This is a genomic window from Nocardioides pocheonensis (genome assembly GCF_003725535.1).
Classification (GTDB): domain Bacteria; phylum Actinomycetota; class Actinomycetes; order Propionibacteriales; family Nocardioidaceae; genus Marmoricola; species Marmoricola pocheonensis.
The window spans coordinates 373,784-391,625 of sequence record NZ_RJSF01000019.1 but is presented as its reverse complement, the minus strand read 5'-3'; the positions used below and the strand labels follow the sequence as shown (position 1 = coordinate 391,625).

Here is a 17,842-nt window from a genome sequence, read left to right as displayed (position 1 = left end):
GACAGGCTTCCCTCCAGTAGCCTGCAGCGGTGAGTCTAGCGGCCAGGCCGCTCCCCCCATCAGCGAAACGGTGCCACATGAGCGACCCCGCGCCTGCAGGATTCGAGTCCACCTGGCAACGGTGTTCCGGGATCCCCGGATGGCTGAAGGAGGGCCAGGCGCGGATGCTGTACGACGAGGCGCTGACCCTCCCACCCGGGGGCACGGTGCTCGAGATCGGCTCCCACCAAGGACGTTCGACCGTGGTGCTCGCCGACGCGGCTCGCGGCCGCGACGCCCACGTGATCGCCGTCGACCCGTTCGTCGAGGGCAAGCTCTTCGGGGGTCAGTCGACACGGTCGCGGTTCGAGCACAACCTCGCCGAGGCGGGCGTCACCGACGCCGTCACCCTGCTCGCGGACTACTCGACGCGGGCACGTCCGGGCTGGACCCGACCTCTCGACCTGCTCTACATCGACGGCAAGCACGACTACTGGACCTTCGCCGACGACCTGCGCTGGAAGGCGTTCCTTCCCGAGGGCGGACGCGTCCTCGTCCACGACGCCTTCTCCTCGATCGGCGTGACGCTCGGGATCCTGGTCCACGTCCTGTTCGCCCGCGACCTGCGCTACGTGGACCGCAGCGACTCCATGGCCCGCTTCGAGAAGGCTCGTCCCGACCTCAGGGACCGGATGAGGATCCTCGGCGAGCTCCCGTGGTGGCTGCGCAACGTCGGCATCAAGGTGCTGCTGCGGTTGCGCCTGCGCCCGGTTGCCCGCCTGTTCGGCCACGACTCGCCGTACGACCCCTACTGAGCCGCGGACTGACCCGGCTCGGCCGAGAACTTCTCGACCAGTGCCTCCAGCAGGGCAGCGTGGTCTGCTGACGAGAAGTCGGCGCGTCGCGTGTGCAGGCTGAGCACCGTCGCTCGTGGGGTGGACGCGAGCCCGATCGCGACCGCCCGCGGGCCGCTCGCCGCAGGGAACATCGCCACGTAGTCCAGGCCGCGACCGTCGAGCATGCCCAGGTTGCTCAGCAGCGCCGTCGCACCCAGACGCCGGCGCAGCAGGTGCGTGACGCGCGGCCCGACGCCGCCGACCGACGTGACCGGGAAGTCCGGCTCCGGCGACACCGCCGCCAGAGCCGCGCGCACGGCGTCCCTGGTGGACCGGCGACGCAGCTGCACCCGGAGGAACGCGGTCTGGCGATCCGGCTGGAGATCACCGGGCGATCGTCGGGAGGCGCCCACCACGACCAGCGGCCGAGTGCCGGCGGACCAGTCCTCGAACACCCGCAGGACGGCGTGAGCCAGCGCCGCGGTGCCGCGGCGACCGGGGTCGAGCCGCACCAGGCTCAGGTCCTCGTGACGGTCGTTCCCGTCGCCGTGCCGTCGCTCCACGAGCGTGGTCGGCTCGAACCGGGACGGCGGGGCGAACACGGCCTCGACCAGCCGACCGAGGCTCGAGCGCAGGAACCCGTGGCGTGCGGGACGGGCGCCGATCCCCCCGGCCCCGGAGTCGATCGGACGCCCCAGCGCGGCCGCGGCGACGGCCACGAGTCCCAGACCGTCCACGACCCCGTGGTGCGCCCCCACGAGGAGCCGCAGGCCCCGCGAGTCCAGCAGGATCCGCAGGAGCGGCTCGCCGTCTGCGTAGGGCACGCTGGCGACGTCCGCCCGGGCGTCGTCCCAGGCGTCGGAGCTCACCGCGCGCACGATCGGAGGCTCCCCCAGCAACGGGCGGCCTGCGCAGAGCGCGGCGAGGTTGCGGGTGAGCTCGTCGACCGAGACGGGCTCGGTCAGACCGAGCTCGGCGCAGATGCCCCAGGTGTTGTCCGGGTCACCGTAGAGGCCGACCACCTCGCGGGCGTGCCTGGCAGCAGGCGGCTGCGGACGGTGCTTCGGCATGGCTCCGTCGGCTCCTGACTGGTCGGTCTCCACGGCTACCGGCAAACTACCGGCATGGCCGCTCCTGCTTCGTCACCCCCGCGCAGGCCGGCCGTCGGCGACCTGGTCCGCATCGTGCGTCCGCGGCAGTGGACCAAGAACCTGCTGGTGCTGGCCGCACCGGTGCTCTCGGGCCAGCTGACCGAGCCGGACACGCTCCGGTCAGCCGCCGTCGCGTTCGTGGTGTTCTCGGTGACGGCGTCGGGCATCTACTGCGTGAACGACGCGCACGACGCACCCCAGGACCGACTGCACCCACTCAAGCGCCTGCGACCCGTCGCTGCGGGACGGATGAGCCCGCGCACGGCCCACGTCTTCGGGGCGGTGCTCGTCCTCCTGGGACTCCTCGGCGGGCTGGCCTGGGGCCGGCCCCTCTTCCTCGTGGTGGCGACGTACGCGGCCATCTCGCTGGCCTACTGCTTCTGGTTGAAGTCCGAGCCCGTGATCGACATCGCGGTGATCGCCTCGGGCTTCCTGCTGCGAGCGATCGCCGGAGGCGCAGCCGCCGGCATCGAGCTCAGCCAGTGGTTCCTCCTTGCGTCGTCGTTCGGGTCGCTCTACATGGCGGCCGGCAAGCGCTACGCCGAGATCCGGGTGGCCGACCAGCCGGAGTCCTTCCGGCCCGCGCTCGCGCGCTACACCCCCGACTACCTGCGGTTCGTGTGGACGCTGTCGGCAGGGGTGCTGATCATGACCTACGGGCTCTGGGCCTTCGAGCTCAAGGCCCAGCACGACACGGTGTGGCCGGTGATCTCCATGGCCCCGTTCGTGCTCGCCGTGCTGCGCTACGCCGTGGACGTCGACGCGGGCCTTGCCGGCGAGCCCGAGGAGATCGCGCTGCGTGACCGGGTGCTCCAGGGCCTCGCGATCGCCTGGACGATCTGCATCGTCCTTGCCGTCTACCCGTGAGGATGCCGCGAGAGCACCCACTTGGCGGCACCGAGGATGCCCTGCCGGGCACTGCGCCGGTGTGCCGAGGCCGACGCATCGGCGCCCGCCTCCTGCCGGTGCTGCAGGAACCAGTCGTAGGAGTCCGCGAACATCTCGTCGTTCGACCAGCGTGCGCTCCAGCCGAGCTCCTCCTTCGCGGGCGTGACGTCGAACCACAAGGACCTGCTGTACATGATCCAGTGGTACGCGCCGAACGGCGTCAGCCCGAGCCGACCGGTCACGGCCATCGCGGCGCTGGTCAGGCGCGTCGGCACGTGGACGACCCGCGCGCCGGTCCCTGCGTGGTCGCAGAGCCCCCCGACCGCCTCGGCCATCGTGCCGAACCGCTCCGCGCCGATGTTGTACGTCGCCCCGCCCGGCCGACCGGCCGCGAGGATGCAGGCCGCGGCGAGATCGTCGGCGTGGACGAACTGGTAGATGTTCGAACCGTCCCCGAGCACCGGGACCGCCGCGCCGTCGGCGATCCAGTCGAAGAGGATCCCGAAGATGCCCAGCCGGCCGTGGCCCAGGATGGTGCGCGGCCTGATGATGCTGACGTCCAGGCCGCGGGTGCCGGCCGCGAGGCAGAGCAGCTCACCGTCGTACTTCGCGCGCCCGTAGGCCTCGACCGGGCGCGCCGGGGTCTCTCGCGTCACCGGGTTGTGGTCGGGCACGCCGAACACCGCCGAGGACGACGTGTAGACGACCTTGTCCACACCGGCGGCGAGGCACGCCTCCAGCAGGTTCGCCGTGCCCGTGACGTTGACCTCCTCGAAGAGCTGGTGGTCCCTCGCGAGCGGCACCTGGGCGACGTTGTGGAACACCTGCGTGGCGCCCCTGGCCGCACGGGCACAGGCGTCCGGGTCGCGGATGTCACCCCGCACGAGCTCCACGTCGGGAGCTCGGTCAGCGGCATCGTGGATGTCCAGCACCCGCACGCGTCGGCCTTCCTCGAGCAGCTGGGTCATCAGCAGCGACCCGAAGTAGCCGCTGCCCCCGGTGACCAGCACCACCTCGCTCATCGGGCCCCGTCCGCCCGCGGAGCAAGGGCGATGCCTCGCTGCCGACACCAGCGCACCGCCTCACGCATGCCCTCGCGAAGCTCGACCTCGGGCTCGTAGCCCAGGCGTTCCCTGGTGTACGCGATGTCGCACGCGATCGTCTTGTCCATCTCGCCGAGCACGTGCAGCTCCTGCTGGTACCGACCCCGGGACTGCAGGAGGCGGTCCAGACGCTCGGCACCGCGTGCCACGAGGGCCGGCACACGCCGGCCGCCGGGGACCGCGCCGGGCAGCCGCGACCGGGCGACGAGATAGCCCTCGTCCGCGAGCACCTCGGCGACCGTGCGCACGATCTCGGCCATCGGGTAGGGCCGTGCGTCCGCCACCCAGAACGCGTCGCCCCCGACGTCGCTGACCCGCGCGGCAAGGGCTGCCCCTTGCACCAGGTTGTCGACGTGCACCATCGAGCGCTGCTGGGCGCCGCTGCCCATGACGGGGAACCGGCCGGCGGCCACCATCGTGAAGAACGTGGTCTGGCGCACCGGTTGCCAGGGCCCGTAGAACCACGGCGGCCGGACCACCACGGTCTCCAGGGTCCCGGGGTCGTGGGCGGCTCGCACCTCCGCCTCTGCGGCGGCCTTCGAGGCTCCGTACCCGAGATAGGGGCGGAAAGGCTCCTCGTGGCGGAAACGGTCCGTCGGGGTCGGGTTCACGCCGAAGGCCGAGTTCGACGAGACGTGCACCAGCCGGCGTACGCCGGCGCTTCGGGCCTGCTCGAGGACGGCGCGCGTGCCCCCGACGTTGACCCTGGCGAACTCGTCCACCCGCCGCGGGTGGATGACGCCGGCCGCGTGCACCACGACGGCACCCTCGGCCCCGGCGAAGAGCGTCTGCAGGACTTCCGGATCCACCACGTCGCCGACGTGCACCTCCGCCCCGGGGCATGCCTCGAGGATGCCCGTGACCTCGCCCGGCGAGCCGGCGAGAGCCCGCACCCGCCCGGTGGGCACCGGACCGTGTCGATGCTGCGGCGCGGCGTGCGCCCGCAGCCAGGCGCGTCCGAACCAGCCGCCCGCTCCGGTCAGGACGGTGAGGGCAGCCGGTTCGCCCAGGTCAGGCATCAGCCGTCCCCTCGCAGGAGTCGGTCGACGTTGCGGTGCGCGATCGCCATGAGCGTCCCCTGCGGGTTGATCCCGGGTGCGTCGGGCAGCAACGACGCGTCGTTGACCCAGAGGTTGGTCACGTCACGCACCCGGCCCCACGAGTCGACCACGCCGCCTCGGCGCTCACCGAGCGGCAGGGTGCCGGTCAGGTGCACGCTCATGAGCGCAGCGCGGGACCTCGTCATCGCGGCGGCGGCTGGCGCGACGTCGGCGTTGGTGGTCACGGTCATCGCACCGGCGTACGAGGGCAGGAGGCGGGTCGCACCGGCCGCGAGCAGCAGGTGCATCAGGCGAGCGAGCCCGGACCGCAGCAGGGCGAGGTCCTCCCGCGTCAGGCGGTAGGTGACCACCGGGTCGCGGAAGCCGGGCACCGATCGGACCCGGCCTCGTCCGCGGCTCCTGATCGCCGCGTAGTAGACCTGCTGGCGGCGCCACGCCTCGCGCGGCTCACCAGCCACGCTCCAGCCCCGCTCGGACAGGGCCAGCGCGATCAACGAGGGCCGGCTCGCAGAACCGCCCAGGGTGAGTGCCGGCGCGAACTCCTTGACCTGGTAGGTGGCCAGGTCGGCAGGGTCGTTGACGTCCTCCGCGAACTCCGCGACCACCTTGACCGTGGGGTGCACGGCCAGTCCGCGGCCGCTCACCGGCACACCGGACCGCTGGAGCAGGGCCGGGCTCTGCACGGCACCGGCCGCGACGACCACTCGTTCGGAGGTCACGGTGCGCCCCGCCACGACGACCCCGCGCACGCGGCCGTCGTGCACGTCCAGCCGGTCGACGCGGGAACCGCAGGCAAGCTCGGCACCGGCCTCGAGCGCGTCCGCGAGGTAGGTGCGAGTCATCGTCTGCTTCTCCGGGTGGCCCGGCCCGGGCACCGCCCAGCGCGGGACGTCGAGTCCGGCCCATCCGAGTCGCTCGGCGCCTCGGGCGAGCGCGGCCGAGGCGGGTGGCAGCTCGCCTGCCCGGCCCTGCACCTGGAGGCGGTCCTCCACGGTGCCCAACCACGGCTCGACGTCCGGCAACGTCAGAGCCTCGACGGCGTGCTCTCGTGACCACGCGTCGAGCAGCTCGGCCGAGGGGCGGTGGTACAGCCCGGAGTTGACCTCACTGCCGCCCCCGGCGCAGGCGGCCTCGGTGTAGGCGATCGGCGGGCGACCGAGCGCAACCGTCAGCCCCTGGTTGCGGTACTGGCGTCGCATCTGCTCGAGCGAGTACGCCGGCACGGCCCCCGGCTCGACCCGCTCGCCCTCCTCGACCACCAGCACGCGCAGTCCGGCGCGGGCACACTCCCGAGCGGTCACCGACCCGCCTGGCCCCGAGCCGACGACCACCACGTCGTAGCTGCTCACGACCCGGCATCCTCGAACCACGCCACCAGGGCGAGGCTCCGCACCAGCTTGAGGTACTCCCCCACCCCGGGCAGCGGAGCAGCGTCCAGCCGGCTCACCAGGCGGTCGCCCGAGCTGCGTCCGACGACGCCCCTCGCCAGCACTCCCGCGACACCCACGCCGGCCCGCGTGCTGTCGGGAAGGGCCGTCAGGGACTGCACGACCTCCTCGGCGGCGCGCCGGCGGGACTCGAGCGAGGACTCCGGGACGTCGCGGGCCAGGCACGCCAGGGCCACCCTCTCCGCGAACGTCGCTCCGGACCTCACCTGCCCAACCCTAGTTGTGCCCGCTCGTGAGGCGCGGGTGGTGGCACGCCTTAGGGTGTCGGACGTGAGTGCCGAAGCCCGCCGACCCGCTGCGTCCGTGACCTCACCGGCGGCGGACAGCGTGCTGCGGGGCCCCGGAGCCATCGCGGTCGCCATGGGCGTGATGAACGTGGCGACGTACGGCTTCACCATCGTCGCGGCCCGGCTGCTCGGACCCCAGTCGTACGGCGCCCTGGCCTCCCTGCTCGCGACGCTGCTCGTGATCGGTGTGCTGCAGCTCAGCTTCCAGGCGACCGCCGCCCGCCGGATCTCGGCCGACCCCCAGCACGTCGCGCAGATCGAGAAGACGGTGCTCGGGGTCACCTATCGCGCGTCCCTCGCGATCGGGCTCGTCCTCCTCGTCCTCACGCCCGTGGTCAACCGGGTGCTGAAGCTGGACAGCCTCGCGACCGCGGCCCTCGTGGCCGTGACCGCGGTCCCGATCACGATGATGGGCGGGCAGGCCGGTGTCCTGCAGGGCGAGCGCCGGTGGTGGCCGCTGGCCGTGCTGTACGTCGCCAACGGTGTGCCTCGCCTGGTGATCGGCACGGCGCTGATCCTCTGGAGGCCCGACGAGACGACCGCCATGCTCGGCGTCGCGATCGGATCGCTCCCGCCGGTGGTGATCGGCTGGCTCGCGCTGCGCGGCCATCGTGTGCCCGGCGTCGTCAGCGAGGAGCACGGGTTCCGCGACGTCATGCGCGAGATCCTGCACAACTCGCAGGCGCTGCTCGCCTTCTTCGCACTCTCCAGTGCCGACATCATCGTCGCCCGCAACGTGCTGCCCCAGCACTCCGCCGGCCTGTACGCCGGTGGGCTGATCCTCACGAAGGCGGTGTTGTTCCTGCCGCAGTTCGTGATCATCGTGGCGTTCCCGTCGATGTCGACGGCGGACGAGCGTCGGCACGCCCTGACCCGGAGCCTCCTGGTCGTCGGCGGTCTGGGAGTCTGCGCGACGCTGGGCGCGCTGGTGCTCCGGAACGTGGCGCTCGTGTTCGTCGGCGGCGACGACTACCGCGAGATCGCCTCCACGCTGTGGGTCTTCGCGATCCTCGGCACGGCGCTGTCGATGCTGCAGCTGCTGGTGTACTCCGTCCTCGCGCGACAGGGCAAACGCTCGGTCTACCTCGTCTGGGCGGCTTTCCTCGTCCTGGTGGGCGTCGGCTACTTCGTGAGCACGCTGCACCAGCTGATCACGCTGGTGGTGACCACCGACCTGGTGCTGTTCGCGCTGCTGCTCGCGCTCAGCCTGTACACGCTCCGCAAGGACGACGAGCGCCTCGCCGAGGTGGTCGACCCGGGTATCAACGGGGCCTGACCCGGACGCCGCAGGTCAGTGCGCGGCGTCGTGCCAGCTGCGGCCGGTGCCGATCGAGACGTCCAGCGGGACGGTGAGGTCGGCCGCCGCGGCCATCTGCTCCCGGACCAGGGACTCGAGGGCGTCGCGCTCCCCCGTCGCGACCTCGAAGACCAGCTCGTCGTGGACCTGGAGGAGCATCCGCGACGCCAGCCCCGCCTTCCGCACCTCGCGGTCGACGTTGAGCATGGCGACCTTGATGATGTCTGCCGCCGAACCCTGGATCGGGGCGTTCAACGCCATCCGCTCGGCCATCTCGCGGCGCTGCCGGTTGTCGCTCGTGAGGTCGGGCAGGTAGCGGCGACGACCCATGATGGTCTCGGTGAAGCCGCTGCGCCGGGCCTCGTCGACCACGCCGGCCAGGTAGTCGCGGATGCCACCGAAGGTCTCGAAGTACTCGTCCATGAGGCCGCGGGCCTCGGACGTGTCGATCTTCAGCTGCTGGGACAGCCCGAACGCCGAGAGGCCGTAGGCGAGCCCGTAGTTCATCGCCTTGATCTTCGCGCGCATCTCGCCGGTGACACCCGACGGATCGACGTCGAAGACGCGCGCCGCGGTGACCTGGTGGAAGTCGCGGCCGGACTTGAACGCCTCGACCAGGCCGGCGTCCTCCGACAGGTGCGCCATGATCCGCATCTCGATCTGGCTGTAGTCGGCGGTCATCAGCTCGTCGTACGTCTGGCCCCCGAGCGCCGGGCCGACCACGAACGCCTGACGGATCCGCCGACCCTCCTCGGTGCGGACCGGGATGTTCTGCAGGTTGGGGTCGGTGCTGGAGAGACGTCCGGTCGCCGCGATCAGCTGGTTGAACGTCGTGTGGATCCGGCCGTCCGGGGCCACCGTCTTGAGGAGCCCCTGCACGGTCTGGCGCAGCCGGATCACGTCGCGGTGCCGCAGCAGGTGGAGCAGGAACGGGTGCTCGGTCTTGACGAAGAGGTCCTGCAGCGCGTCGGCGTCGGTGGTGTAGCCGGTCTTGGTGCGCTTGGTCTTCGGCATGCCGAGCTCGTCGAACAGCACCTCCTGCAGCTGCTTGGGTGAGCCCAGGTTGATCTCGCGCCCGATCACCTCGTAGGCGTCCTGGGCGGCCTCCCGGACGCTGTCGCCGAACTCGGCCTCGAGCCCGCTGAGCAGCTCCTGGTCGACCGCGATGCCGACCTGCTCCATGCCGACGAGGACCTCGACGAGTGGGAGCTCGATCTCCTCCAGCAACCGGGTGCCACCACGCTCGGCGAGCTCGGACTGCAGCGCCAGGGCAAGGTCGATCACGGCCCGGGCGTGGAGCATCGCGGTCTCCGCGACCTCGTCGCCGGTGTCGAAGAGCGCGGCCTGGTCGTCGGCGACCTCCTGGCGCAGCTCGCGCTTGAGGTGACGCAGGGTCAGGTCGGCCAGGGCGTACGAGCGCTGGTCGGGCGCCACCAGGTAGGCCATCATCGCCGTGTCGGTGGCCAGGCCGGCCAGCTGCCAGCCCTGCGCGCGCATCGCCAGCAGCGGGCCGTTGGCGTCGTGCACGATCTTGGGCCGATCCGGGTCGGCGAGCCAGGCGGACAGGGCCGCGTCGTCGTCGGGCCCGAGCGTGGTGACGTCGACGTACGCCGCCTGGCCGTCGGCCTCGGCGAACGCGAGCCCGTCGACCCGGCCCGTGCCCGACCCCCAGCTACCGCGGACGAACAGGCCGACCGGGTCGCTGCCGAGGCCCGCGAGGTAGTCCGTCAGCTCACCCGGCGCGATCGTGCGGCCGGCCAGGTCGAACCCGACCTCGGCGACCGGCTCCTCGGCGGGCGCGAGGGTGTCCATGATGCGCGTGCGGAGCTCGCCGCGGAACTCGAGCTCGTCGAGCAGCTCCAGGGCCCCCTGGCGGTCCCACTCGGTGCGCTCCAGGTCGAGCGGGCCGAGCTCCAGCGGCAGGTCGCAGACCAGCGCGTTGAGGTGGCGGTTGCGGATCACGTCGTCGAGGTGCTCGCGCAGCGCCTCACCCTTCTTGCCGGTGATCTCGTCGGCGTGCGCGATGACGTTGTCGAGGCCGTCGAACTGGTTGATCCACTTCGCGGCGAAGCCGACGCCCACGCCCGGGACACCGGGGAGGTTGTCGGAGGTCTCGCCCACGATCGCGGCGAGCTCGGGATAGCGCGCCGGCGGCACGCCGTACTTCTCCTCGACGGCCGCGGGCGTCATCCGGGCCAGGTCGGACACCCCGCGCATGGGGTAGAGCACCGTGCTGTCCGGGGTCACCAGCTGGAGCGAGTCGCGGTCGCCGGTGAGGATCAGGACCTCCATGCCCTCGGCCAGCGCTCGCGTGACGAGGGTCGCGATGATGTCGTCGGCCTCGTAGCCGGCGTAGGTCAGGTGCCGGATCCGGAACGTGTCGAGCAGCTTCTGGATGAGCGGCAGCTGGCTGCTGAACTCGTCGGGGGTCTTGTTGCGCTTGGCCTTGTACTCGGAGTACTGCTCGAGGCGGAAGGTCTGGCGGGACAGGTCGAACGCCACCGCCACGTGGGTGGGCTGCTCGTCGCGCAGCACGTTGACCAGCATCGACGTGAAGCCGTAGACGGCGTTGGTGTGCTGCCCCGTCACGGTCGAGAAGTTCTCGACCGGCAACGCGAAGAAGGCACGGTAGGCCAGCGAGTGGCCGTCGAGGAGCAGGAGCCGCGGACGCGCGGTCTGGGCGCTCGCGGGAGAGGTCGCCGGAGAGGTTGCGGAGGGCTGCGCAGGCACACGTCGACCCTAATGGGTGACCCCGACAGGACGCGTCGGCCGGGGCACCGGGAGGATGGCGGGCATGAGCGAGCAGTACGACGTGGCCGAGTTCATCTCCCGGATGCCCCAGGGCATGGGCGCCCTCAACGACAAGATGGGCATCGAGATCGTCGAGATCTCGCCCGAGCGGGTCGTTGCCACGATGCCGGTCGAGGGCAACACCCAGCCCTACGGGCTGCTGCACGGCGGCGCGTCCGTCGTGCTCGCCGAGACCCTCGGCTCGATCGGATCGGCCCTGCACGCGATGCCGGACCGGCTCTCGGTCGGCGTGGACATCAACGCCACGCACCACCGCGCCGCCACGAGCGGCACGGTCACGGGCACGGCGACCGCCATCCACCTCGGTCGCAGCTCAGCCGCCTACGAGGTCGTGATCACCGACGAGCAGGGTCGTCGGATCTGCACGTCGCGGATCACCTGCGCCCTCATGCCGGCCGAGCGGTACTCCTGACCGGCCGCCGAGAGCCGGTCAGTCGGCGACCTGGCCCTGGGCCGTCTCGGCCTGGACCGCACGTCGCTGGAGCGACCTGCGCTGCGCGAGCACCCGCCCGAGCTGGCGGCGGGCGTCCTGGCTGCGGATCACCTCCGGCGCGAGCTTGCGCCGCATCGTGGCGGTGCTTGCGATCCGGACCGTGGCCGCGGTGCCCAGGCCGAGGCGGGCCAGGAACCGGTTGGTGTCGCGCGAGTTGCTGTTCGTGATCGCGGTGATGTGCGTGACGTCCTTCTCCTCCGCCCACGAGAGAGCGGTGTCGAGCAGGGCCCGCGCGTAGCCGTGACGGCGGTGCTCGGGCAGCACGAGCAGGTACGAGGTGTGCACGGCGGTCTCGGTGTGCAGCGGGCTCATCGGCGCACGCCGCAGGTGCAGGGCCGCGACCACCTCGCCCTCGACCAGGCCCACCAGCAGGCGCTCGTCGGGATCCGCGGCGATCTGGGCCAGGGCCCGGGTGGCCTCGTCGACCGGCCTGGGGGTGGCCTCGTTGCGCCCGGCGTGGGTCCACAGCTGCAGCAGACCGGCGACGTCCTCAGGACGTGCGTCGCGGATCTCCAGCGCACAGCGAGACATAGACGGCTCCTCCAACCCCCGTGGTGGTCCGACTGGTGAGTAGCGGACACACTACGCTTCCGTAGCCTGCCGGGGTAAGCCCCCTGCTAGCACTCAGGCGTGAGGTGGGGTCAGAGGTCCCCACCGAGGTACGCGGCCTTGACAGAGTCGTCACCGGACAGCTCTCTCCCGCTGCCGGAGCGCACGATCTCACCGGTCTCGAGGATGTGGGCCGTGTCGGCCCGCTTGAGCGCCTGGGCTGCGTTCTGCTCGACGAGCAGCACGGTCGTGCCCTGCTGGTTGATCTCCCCGATGATCGTGAAGATCTGCTGGATCAGCTTGGGCGCCAGGCCCATCGACGGCTCGTCGAGGAGCAGCAGCCGCGGCTTGGCCATCAGGGCCCGGCCGATCGCGAGCATCTGCTGCTCACCGCCGGACATGCTCCCGGCCGCCTGCCGCTCGCGCTCCTTGAGTCGCGGGAACAGGTCGAAGACCCGGTCGAGATCGGCCCGGTACGCCGCGGACTTGCGGTCCTTGCGCAGGAAGGCACCCATGTCGAGGTTCTCGAGCACGGTCATGCCCGGGAAGCACCCACGGCCCTCGGGCGACTGGCTGATCCCCAGGAGCACCCGCTGGTACGGCGGTGCGTGGGTGATGTCCTTGCCGTCGAACCGGACTGCCCCGGCCCGCACCTTGCGCAGGCCGGAGAGGGTCTTCAGCGTGGTGGTCTTGCCCGCGCCGTTGGCCCCGATCAGGGTCGCGACGGTGCCCTCCTCGACCCCGAACGTCACGTCGCGGATCGCCTCGATGTGGCCGTAGTTCACGCACAGGCCCTCGACCTCAAGAAGCATCTTCTTCGTCCACTCCCAGGTAGGCCGCGATGACCGCGGGGTTGTCCCGGATCTCCGCGGGAGTGCCCTCGGCGATCTTGCGACCGAACTCGAGGACGACGATCCGGTCGGTGACGCCCATGACGAGGCGCATGTCGTGCTCGATCAGCAGGACCGTGTAGCCCTCGTCGCGGACCCGGCGGATCAGCTCCATGAGCTTGAGCTTCTCGGCGGGGTTGAACCCCGCCGCGGGCTCGTCGAGGCACAGCAGCTTCGGTCCGGTGGCCATGGCGCGGGCGATCTCGAGCCGGCGCTGGTCGCCGTACGACAGGTTCGCGGCGAGCTCGTCGTGGCGTGCGCTGATGCCGACGATCTTGAGCAGCTCCTTGGCCCGTGTCGTCGACTCGGACTCGGTGTGCCGGTGACGCGGCGTGCGGAGCAGCGCGTCCCAGAAGCCCACCTTGCTGTGCGCGTCCGCGCCGACCATGACGTTCTCGAGGACCGTCATGGACCGGAAGAGCCGGATGTTCTGGAACGTGCGGGCGATGCCCAGCTGCGTGATCTTGTGCCGGGCCAGCTTGGTGAGCGGCTTGCCGTCGAAGAGGACCTGCCCCGACGTGGCCTGGTAGACGCCCGTCATCACGTTGAAGCAGGTGGTCTTGCCGGCGCCGTTGGGTCCGATCAGGCCGAGGATCTCGCCCTCCCGGATGTCGAAGCTGACCGAGTCGAGAGCCGTCAGACCACCGAACCGGATCGTGACGTCGTCGACCTCGAGGACCTTGGTGAGCGGCCCGCCGGTCTGGGCACCTGTCTCACTCATCGACGACTCCTTCCCCTTCGAGCTCGTCGATCTGTGCCTCGACGAGCTTCGCCCGGCGCGTGCGTCTCGGTGGCAGCAGCCCCTCGGGACGCCAGACCGCCAGGACCGTGAGGGCCAGGCCGAACACCAGGAGGCGGTAGTCGGCGAAGGCCCGGAACCGTTCGGGCAGGTAGGCGACCAGGGTGCCTCCGGCCATCGCGCCCCAGCGGTTGCCGGATCCGCCCACGATGACGGCCGCGACGAACAGCATCGAGAGCAGCAGCGGGAAGCTGTCCGGGCTGATGTACCCGCCCTGGCTGCTGGCGTAGAACGAGCCGGAGAGGCCGCCGATGGCGGCGCCGAGGGCGAACGCCATCAGCTTGTACTTGAACGTCGGCACACCCATCAGCTCGGCGGCGTCCTCGTCCTCGCGGGTCGCCTCCCAGGCGCGCCCCACGCGGCTGGCCTTGACCAGCCGGTCGCCGAGGAGCACCAGGATCATCGCGGTCAGCAGGAGCCAGTAGTACGGGATCGCGTCCACGGCACCGAAGACGAGGAAGTGGGTCTCGTGCACCTTGTCGAGCGACGGCACCCAGCCGTTCCACTTCAGGTGCGGGATCGCGAACATGCCTCCGGGGTCGAACGGGGGCACCGGCTTCTTGCCGATGGTGTTCGGGTGAGGAATGTCCTTGATCCCCGCCGACGCACCCAGCCACTGCACGTTGTTGACGCAGATCCGGATGATCTCACCGAAGCCGAGCGTGACGATCGCCAGGTAGTCACCGCGCACGCGCAGTGTCGGAGCACCCAGGATCACTCCGGTGACCATCGTGACCGCGATCGCCAGCGGGAGCGCCAGGAAGAACGGCCAGTGCCAGTGGTACGTCGTGAGCACACCGGTGGTGTAGGCCCCGACGGCGTAGAAGCCGACGTAGCCGAGGTCCAGCAGACCGGCGTACCCGATCACGATGTTCAGGCCGAGCGCGACGAGCGCGAACGCCGCGACGCTGAACATCACGCCGCCGAAGTCGATCGCGTTGGTCGTGATGATCGGCGGCCTGAGCAGCGGCAGCGCGTAGCAGAACAGCACGAACAGAATGACCAGCAGGAGCCGGGAGAGCTTCGGCAGCGCGTTGTAGCGGTCGACGACGCCGTCCCACCACAGCCCGAGCCGCTGCAGCGGGTTGAGCGCGACCGCGGGGGTCCTCTCGGTGGTCGCGGCGCTCATGCGCGGGCCTTTCCGAGTGCCTCGCCGAGCAGGCCGGACGGGCGGACGAGGAGGATCAGGACCAGGAGCACGAACGCCACCACGTCCTTCCACTCGGACCCGAACACCGCCGAGCCCCAGTTCTCCATCACGCCCAGCAGGAGGCCGCCGAGCAAGGCCCCGCGCAGGTTGCCGATGCCGCCCATGACGGCGGCGGTGAACGCCTTCACGCCGAGGATGAAGCCGGCGTTCTGCCTGGTCGAGCCGATCTTCATCATGTAGAGCGTCGCGGCCGCACCGGCCATCAGACCGCCCACCAGGAAGGTGACCTGGACGACGCGGGTGGAGTTCACGCCCATGAGGGCGGCGGACTCGGGGTCCTGCGCCACCGCGCGGATGCCGCGGCCGAACCTCGTGCGCCGGACGAACATGTCGAGGGCGAACATCATCGCCAGCGCCGCCACGATCACGACCACGTCGACGTCGGTGACCTCGTAGCCGCCGAGGTGGAACAAGCCGTGGGGCTGGATGCTGACCGGGTTCGAGTAGACGTCGCGCGCCTTGTCGGGCGCCACGTAGTTCGCGAGCTTGTGGTCCAGGTGGACCCACGACGCGAACCGGTCGCGGAGACCCATCGCCTCGGCGAGCGCGAACGAGGCGCCGATCGCGGAGATCAGCGCGATCAGCTTCGGTGCGTTCTTGTTGATCAAGGGTCTGTAGGCCACGCGTTCGAGCAGCAAGGCGATCGCCGCCGACATCAGCATGGCCGCGACCAGCGCGACCAGGAGTATGGGGAGCGCTCGGCCCAGGCTCCAGGACGCGTCACCCGTGCCGTGCAGCAGGATGAAGGTCCACGCCACGGCGAAGGTGCCGTACATGAAGACCTCGGAGTGCGCGAAGTTGATGAGCTGGAGAACGCCGTACACCATCGTGTAGCCGAGGGCGATCAGGGCGTAGATCGCGCCGAAGACCAGGCCCCCGACCGTGAAGTCGAGGAAGTTGTTGAGGTTGCCGAAGAGCGCGCCGAGGTCCAACAGAGTCCTCTCACCAGGGTGATCGGTTGCGGCCGGGAGTCGCCTCCCGGCCGCAACCTCACTGAGTGCTGCAGATGTTCTCGGTTACTTGATCGCCTCGGGGTTGTTCACGTCGAGCTGGCCGTTGGCCACCTTGTAGACGTAGATGGTCGACTGCTTGATGTCGCCCTTGTCGTCGAACGCGATCGGGCCGCTCGCACCGGTGCCGGTGTAGCTGCCGATGAAGGAGTTGATGTCCTTCGCGCTCGTCTTCCCGGCGTCCAGAGCCGCCAGGAAGATGTTCGTGGCGTCGTACGCCTGGGTGGCGTACAGACCGCTCGCCGCGAAGCCCGACGGAGCCGGGCCGGCGGGAGCGGAGAGCAGAGCACCGTTGGCGGCCTGCGCACCGGCGACCTTGACGAAGTTCGGGTCCTCGGCGCCGTCACCGGACATGAACGTGCCCTTGAAGCCGCCCTGACGCAGCTGCTTCGCGAGCAGACCAGCCTCGGTGTAGTAGCCACCGTAGAAGACAGCGTCGGCACCGGCGGCCTTGACCTTGGTCACGACGGCCGACATGTCGGTCTGACCCTTGGAGATCTGGTCGGAGCCGATCGCGGCCGAGCCCAGCTCGCTCTTCACCTTGCCGGCGAGGCCCTTGCTGTAGTCCTGGCCGTCGTCGATCACGTAGATCTTCTTGGCGCCGACCGTGGTGGTGAGGTACTTGGCGTCGGACGAGCCCTGGGCGTCGTCGTTGCCGATCACGCGGTGCCACGTCGTCCAGCCCTGCTGGGTGATGGTGACGTTGGTCGCCGACGGCGAGATCGACGGGAGACCCGCCTGGAAGAAGGTCTTGCCGGTCGCGAGCGACTCACCGGAGAAGCCGGGGCCGACGAGGCCGAAGATCGAGTCGTCGTTGATGATCTGGGTGGCCAGGGCGGGGGCCTTGTCGGCGCTGCCCTGCGAGTCGAACGTCTTCAGGCCGATCTTGCAGTCGGCGTGCTTGCCGGTGTACTCCTTCAGCGCCAGGTTGATGCCGTTGACCATGTTCTGGCCCAGGGCGCCGGCGTCACCGGTCAGCGCTCCGAGGAACGCGATGTTCTTGCCGCACAGGGAGCTCTTCGAGCTGCCGCTGCTGCCACTCGAGGTCTTGTTGTTGTCGTTCGAGGAACCACAAGCACTCAGGGTGAGCGCGGCGACGCCCACCAGCGCGGCGAAACCACGCAGGGACTTCTTGGAACGGATCATCTTTCCTCCGCTTTCGGGGTGGATCGCGATCGACGCTCGGCACGATCACGGGTTGTGCCCGGGACGCTAGCACCAGCGGATCGCCGTGGGGCGCTGGTGGTGGGCTCGATTCTCACTGTTGCGAAGTTGTGACCGCAATAGGCGCAATCGCGGAACTTCGGTGCATTGGCGACGCTCCGGCCCGTCTAGCGCGGTCGCCGTCGGTCGCTGCAGCGCGGCTCGGCCTAGCGCGGCTCGACACCGTGCTCGACGACACCGTCGGCGACCTCACGCATGGAGAGGCGCAGGTCCATCGCGGTCTTCTGGATCCAGCGGAACGCGTCCGGCTCGCTCAGGCCGAGCTTCTCCTGCAGCACGCCCTTCGCCCGGTCGACCACCTTGCGCGTCTCGAGTCGCTCGGTCAGGTCGAGGACCTCGGCCTCGAGCTGCTGGAGCTCGGCGAAGCGGCTGACCGCCATCTCGATGGCCGGCAACAGGTCGGACTTGCCGAACGGCTTGACCACGTAGGCCATGGCTCCGGCGTCCCGAGCGCTCTCGACCAGGTCGCGCTGGCTGAACGCAGTGAGCATCACCACCGGCGCGATCCGCTGCGAGGCGATCCGCTGCGCCGCGGCGATGCCGTCGAGCCGGGGCATCTTCACGTCCAGGATGACCAGGTCCGGACGGAGCTCCTCGGTCCGCGCGACCGCCTGCTCGCCGTCCTCGACGGCCGCGAGCACGTCGTACCCCTCCTCGGCGAGCATCTCGGCGAGGTCCATCCGGATCAGGGCCTCGTCCTCCGCGATCACGACGCGCCGGCGCGTCGGCTCGGGGGCGGGGCTCTCGTTCACGCGTGACAGGTTATCTGCGTGCGGGCCCGACAGGCCCGATCGGGTACGGTTTCA

Annotated in this window: 17 protein-coding genes; 4 read left to right on the top strand and 13 right to left on the bottom strand. The window is 70.5% G+C overall.

Annotated elements, in window-relative coordinates; all coding sequences use genetic code 11:
- Positions 1 to 77 precede the first annotated feature (77 nt).
- Positions 78 to 794 carry a class I SAM-dependent methyltransferase gene (locus tag EFL26_RS07700; protein WP_221176869.1) on the top strand — a complete coding sequence of 239 codons (717 nt, stop codon included), beginning with the start codon at positions 78 to 80 and terminating at the stop codon, positions 792 to 794.
- Here the strand turns inward: EFL26_RS07700 and EFL26_RS07695 are convergent.
- Positions 788 to 1,885 carry a hypothetical protein gene (locus tag EFL26_RS07695; RefSeq protein WP_148046659.1) on the bottom strand — a complete coding sequence of 366 codons (1,098 nt, stop codon included), beginning with the start codon at positions 1,883 to 1,885 and terminating at the stop codon, positions 788 to 790. The two genes, EFL26_RS07700 and EFL26_RS07695, sit on opposite strands and share 7 nt — an antisense overlap.
- A gap of 54 nt (positions 1,886 to 1,939) precedes the next feature.
- Between EFL26_RS07695 and EFL26_RS07690 the strand changes: the two genes are divergently transcribed.
- Positions 1,940 to 2,833, top strand: coding sequence for a decaprenyl-phosphate phosphoribosyltransferase (locus EFL26_RS07690; protein ID WP_123222280.1), 894 nt, complete (start codon positions 1,940 to 1,942; stop codon positions 2,831 to 2,833).
- Here the strand turns inward: EFL26_RS07690 and EFL26_RS07685 are convergent.
- Genes EFL26_RS07685 through EFL26_RS24135 form a run of 4 tightly spaced genes read right to left on the bottom strand, consistent with a single transcriptional unit; the run spans position 2,824 to position 6,672 of the window.
- Entirely contained in the window at positions 2,824 to 3,876 is a 1,053-nt protein-coding gene (locus tag EFL26_RS07685) for an NAD-dependent epimerase/dehydratase family protein (protein ID WP_123222279.1), read from the bottom strand. The genes EFL26_RS07690 and EFL26_RS07685 overlap by 10 nt on opposite strands.
- Complete coding sequence (locus EFL26_RS07680; RefSeq protein WP_123222278.1) at positions 3,873 to 4,976, bottom strand: NAD-dependent epimerase/dehydratase family protein; 1,104 nt, start codon at positions 4,974 to 4,976, stop codon at positions 3,873 to 3,875. Before EFL26_RS07680 ends, EFL26_RS07685 begins: the two co-directional genes overlap by 4 nt.
- Positions 4,976 to 6,367 (bottom strand): FAD-dependent oxidoreductase, encoded by a 1,392-nt coding sequence (locus tag EFL26_RS07675; RefSeq protein ID WP_183408081.1) that lies wholly within the window; start codon positions 6,365 to 6,367, stop codon positions 4,976 to 4,978. The genes EFL26_RS07680 and EFL26_RS07675 overlap by 1 nt, the downstream gene beginning before the upstream one ends.
- The gene (locus tag EFL26_RS24135; protein ID WP_183408080.1) at positions 6,364 to 6,672 is read right to left on the bottom strand and encodes a hypothetical protein; all 309 of its coding nucleotides are present in this window, start codon (positions 6,670 to 6,672) and stop codon (positions 6,364 to 6,366) included. The genes EFL26_RS07675 and EFL26_RS24135 overlap by 4 nt, the downstream gene beginning before the upstream one ends.
- A gap of 64 nt (positions 6,673 to 6,736) precedes the next feature.
- Here EFL26_RS24135 and EFL26_RS07670 point away from each other — a divergent pair, with 64 nt between their 5' ends.
- On the top strand, positions 6,737 to 8,029 hold the full coding sequence (locus tag EFL26_RS07670; protein ID WP_246000073.1) for a lipopolysaccharide biosynthesis protein: 1,293 nt from the start codon (positions 6,737 to 6,739) through the stop codon (positions 8,027 to 8,029).
- A 15-nt stretch (positions 8,030 to 8,044) separates the two neighbouring features.
- On the opposite strand, the gene polA is transcribed toward EFL26_RS07670, so the two are convergent.
- Entirely contained in the window at positions 8,045 to 10,780 is a 2,736-nt protein-coding gene (gene polA, locus EFL26_RS07665) for a DNA polymerase I (protein WP_123222275.1), read from the bottom strand.
- 64 nt (positions 10,781 to 10,844) lie between these two features.
- Here polA and EFL26_RS07660 point away from each other — a divergent pair, with 64 nt between their 5' ends.
- Positions 10,845 to 11,273, top strand: a complete 429-nt coding sequence (locus tag EFL26_RS07660; RefSeq protein ID WP_221176868.1) for a PaaI family thioesterase — start codon at positions 10,845 to 10,847, stop codon at positions 11,271 to 11,273.
- Between the two features lie 18 nt (positions 11,274 to 11,291).
- On the opposite strand, the gene EFL26_RS07655 is transcribed toward EFL26_RS07660, so the two are convergent.
- From EFL26_RS07655 to EFL26_RS07625, 7 genes are all read right to left on the bottom strand, one after another.
- Entirely contained in the window at positions 11,292 to 11,885 is a 594-nt protein-coding gene (locus tag EFL26_RS07655) for a GNAT family N-acetyltransferase (protein WP_123222273.1), read from the bottom strand.
- A 110-nt stretch (positions 11,886 to 11,995) separates the two neighbouring features.
- Positions 11,996 to 12,715, bottom strand: coding sequence for an ABC transporter ATP-binding protein (locus EFL26_RS07650; protein WP_123222272.1), 720 nt, complete (start codon positions 12,713 to 12,715; stop codon positions 11,996 to 11,998).
- Positions 12,705 to 13,514: an ABC transporter ATP-binding protein gene (locus tag EFL26_RS07645; RefSeq protein WP_123222271.1), complete on the bottom strand. Its 810-nt coding sequence runs from the start codon at positions 13,512 to 13,514 to the stop codon at positions 12,705 to 12,707. The genes EFL26_RS07650 and EFL26_RS07645 overlap by 11 nt, the downstream gene beginning before the upstream one ends.
- Positions 13,507 to 14,721 (bottom strand): branched-chain amino acid ABC transporter permease, encoded by a 1,215-nt coding sequence (locus tag EFL26_RS07640; RefSeq protein ID WP_123222270.1) that lies wholly within the window; start codon positions 14,719 to 14,721, stop codon positions 13,507 to 13,509. Before EFL26_RS07640 ends, EFL26_RS07645 begins: the two co-directional genes overlap by 8 nt.
- On the bottom strand, positions 14,718 to 15,734 hold the full coding sequence (locus EFL26_RS07635; RefSeq protein ID WP_123222269.1) for a branched-chain amino acid ABC transporter permease: 1,017 nt from the start codon (positions 15,732 to 15,734) through the stop codon (positions 14,718 to 14,720). The genes EFL26_RS07640 and EFL26_RS07635 overlap by 4 nt, the downstream gene beginning before the upstream one ends.
- An 84-nt stretch (positions 15,735 to 15,818) precedes the next feature.
- The gene (locus EFL26_RS07630; RefSeq protein ID WP_123222268.1) at positions 15,819 to 16,958 is read right to left on the bottom strand and encodes a branched-chain amino acid ABC transporter substrate-binding protein; all 1,140 of its coding nucleotides are present in this window, start codon (positions 16,956 to 16,958) and stop codon (positions 15,819 to 15,821) included.
- 224 nt (positions 16,959 to 17,182) lie between these two features.
- A complete protein-coding gene (locus EFL26_RS07625) occupies positions 17,183 to 17,821 on the bottom strand; it encodes an ANTAR domain-containing response regulator (protein ID WP_425464104.1) in 639 nt (212 codons plus the stop codon).
- Positions 17,822 to 17,842: the final 21 nt, after the last annotated feature.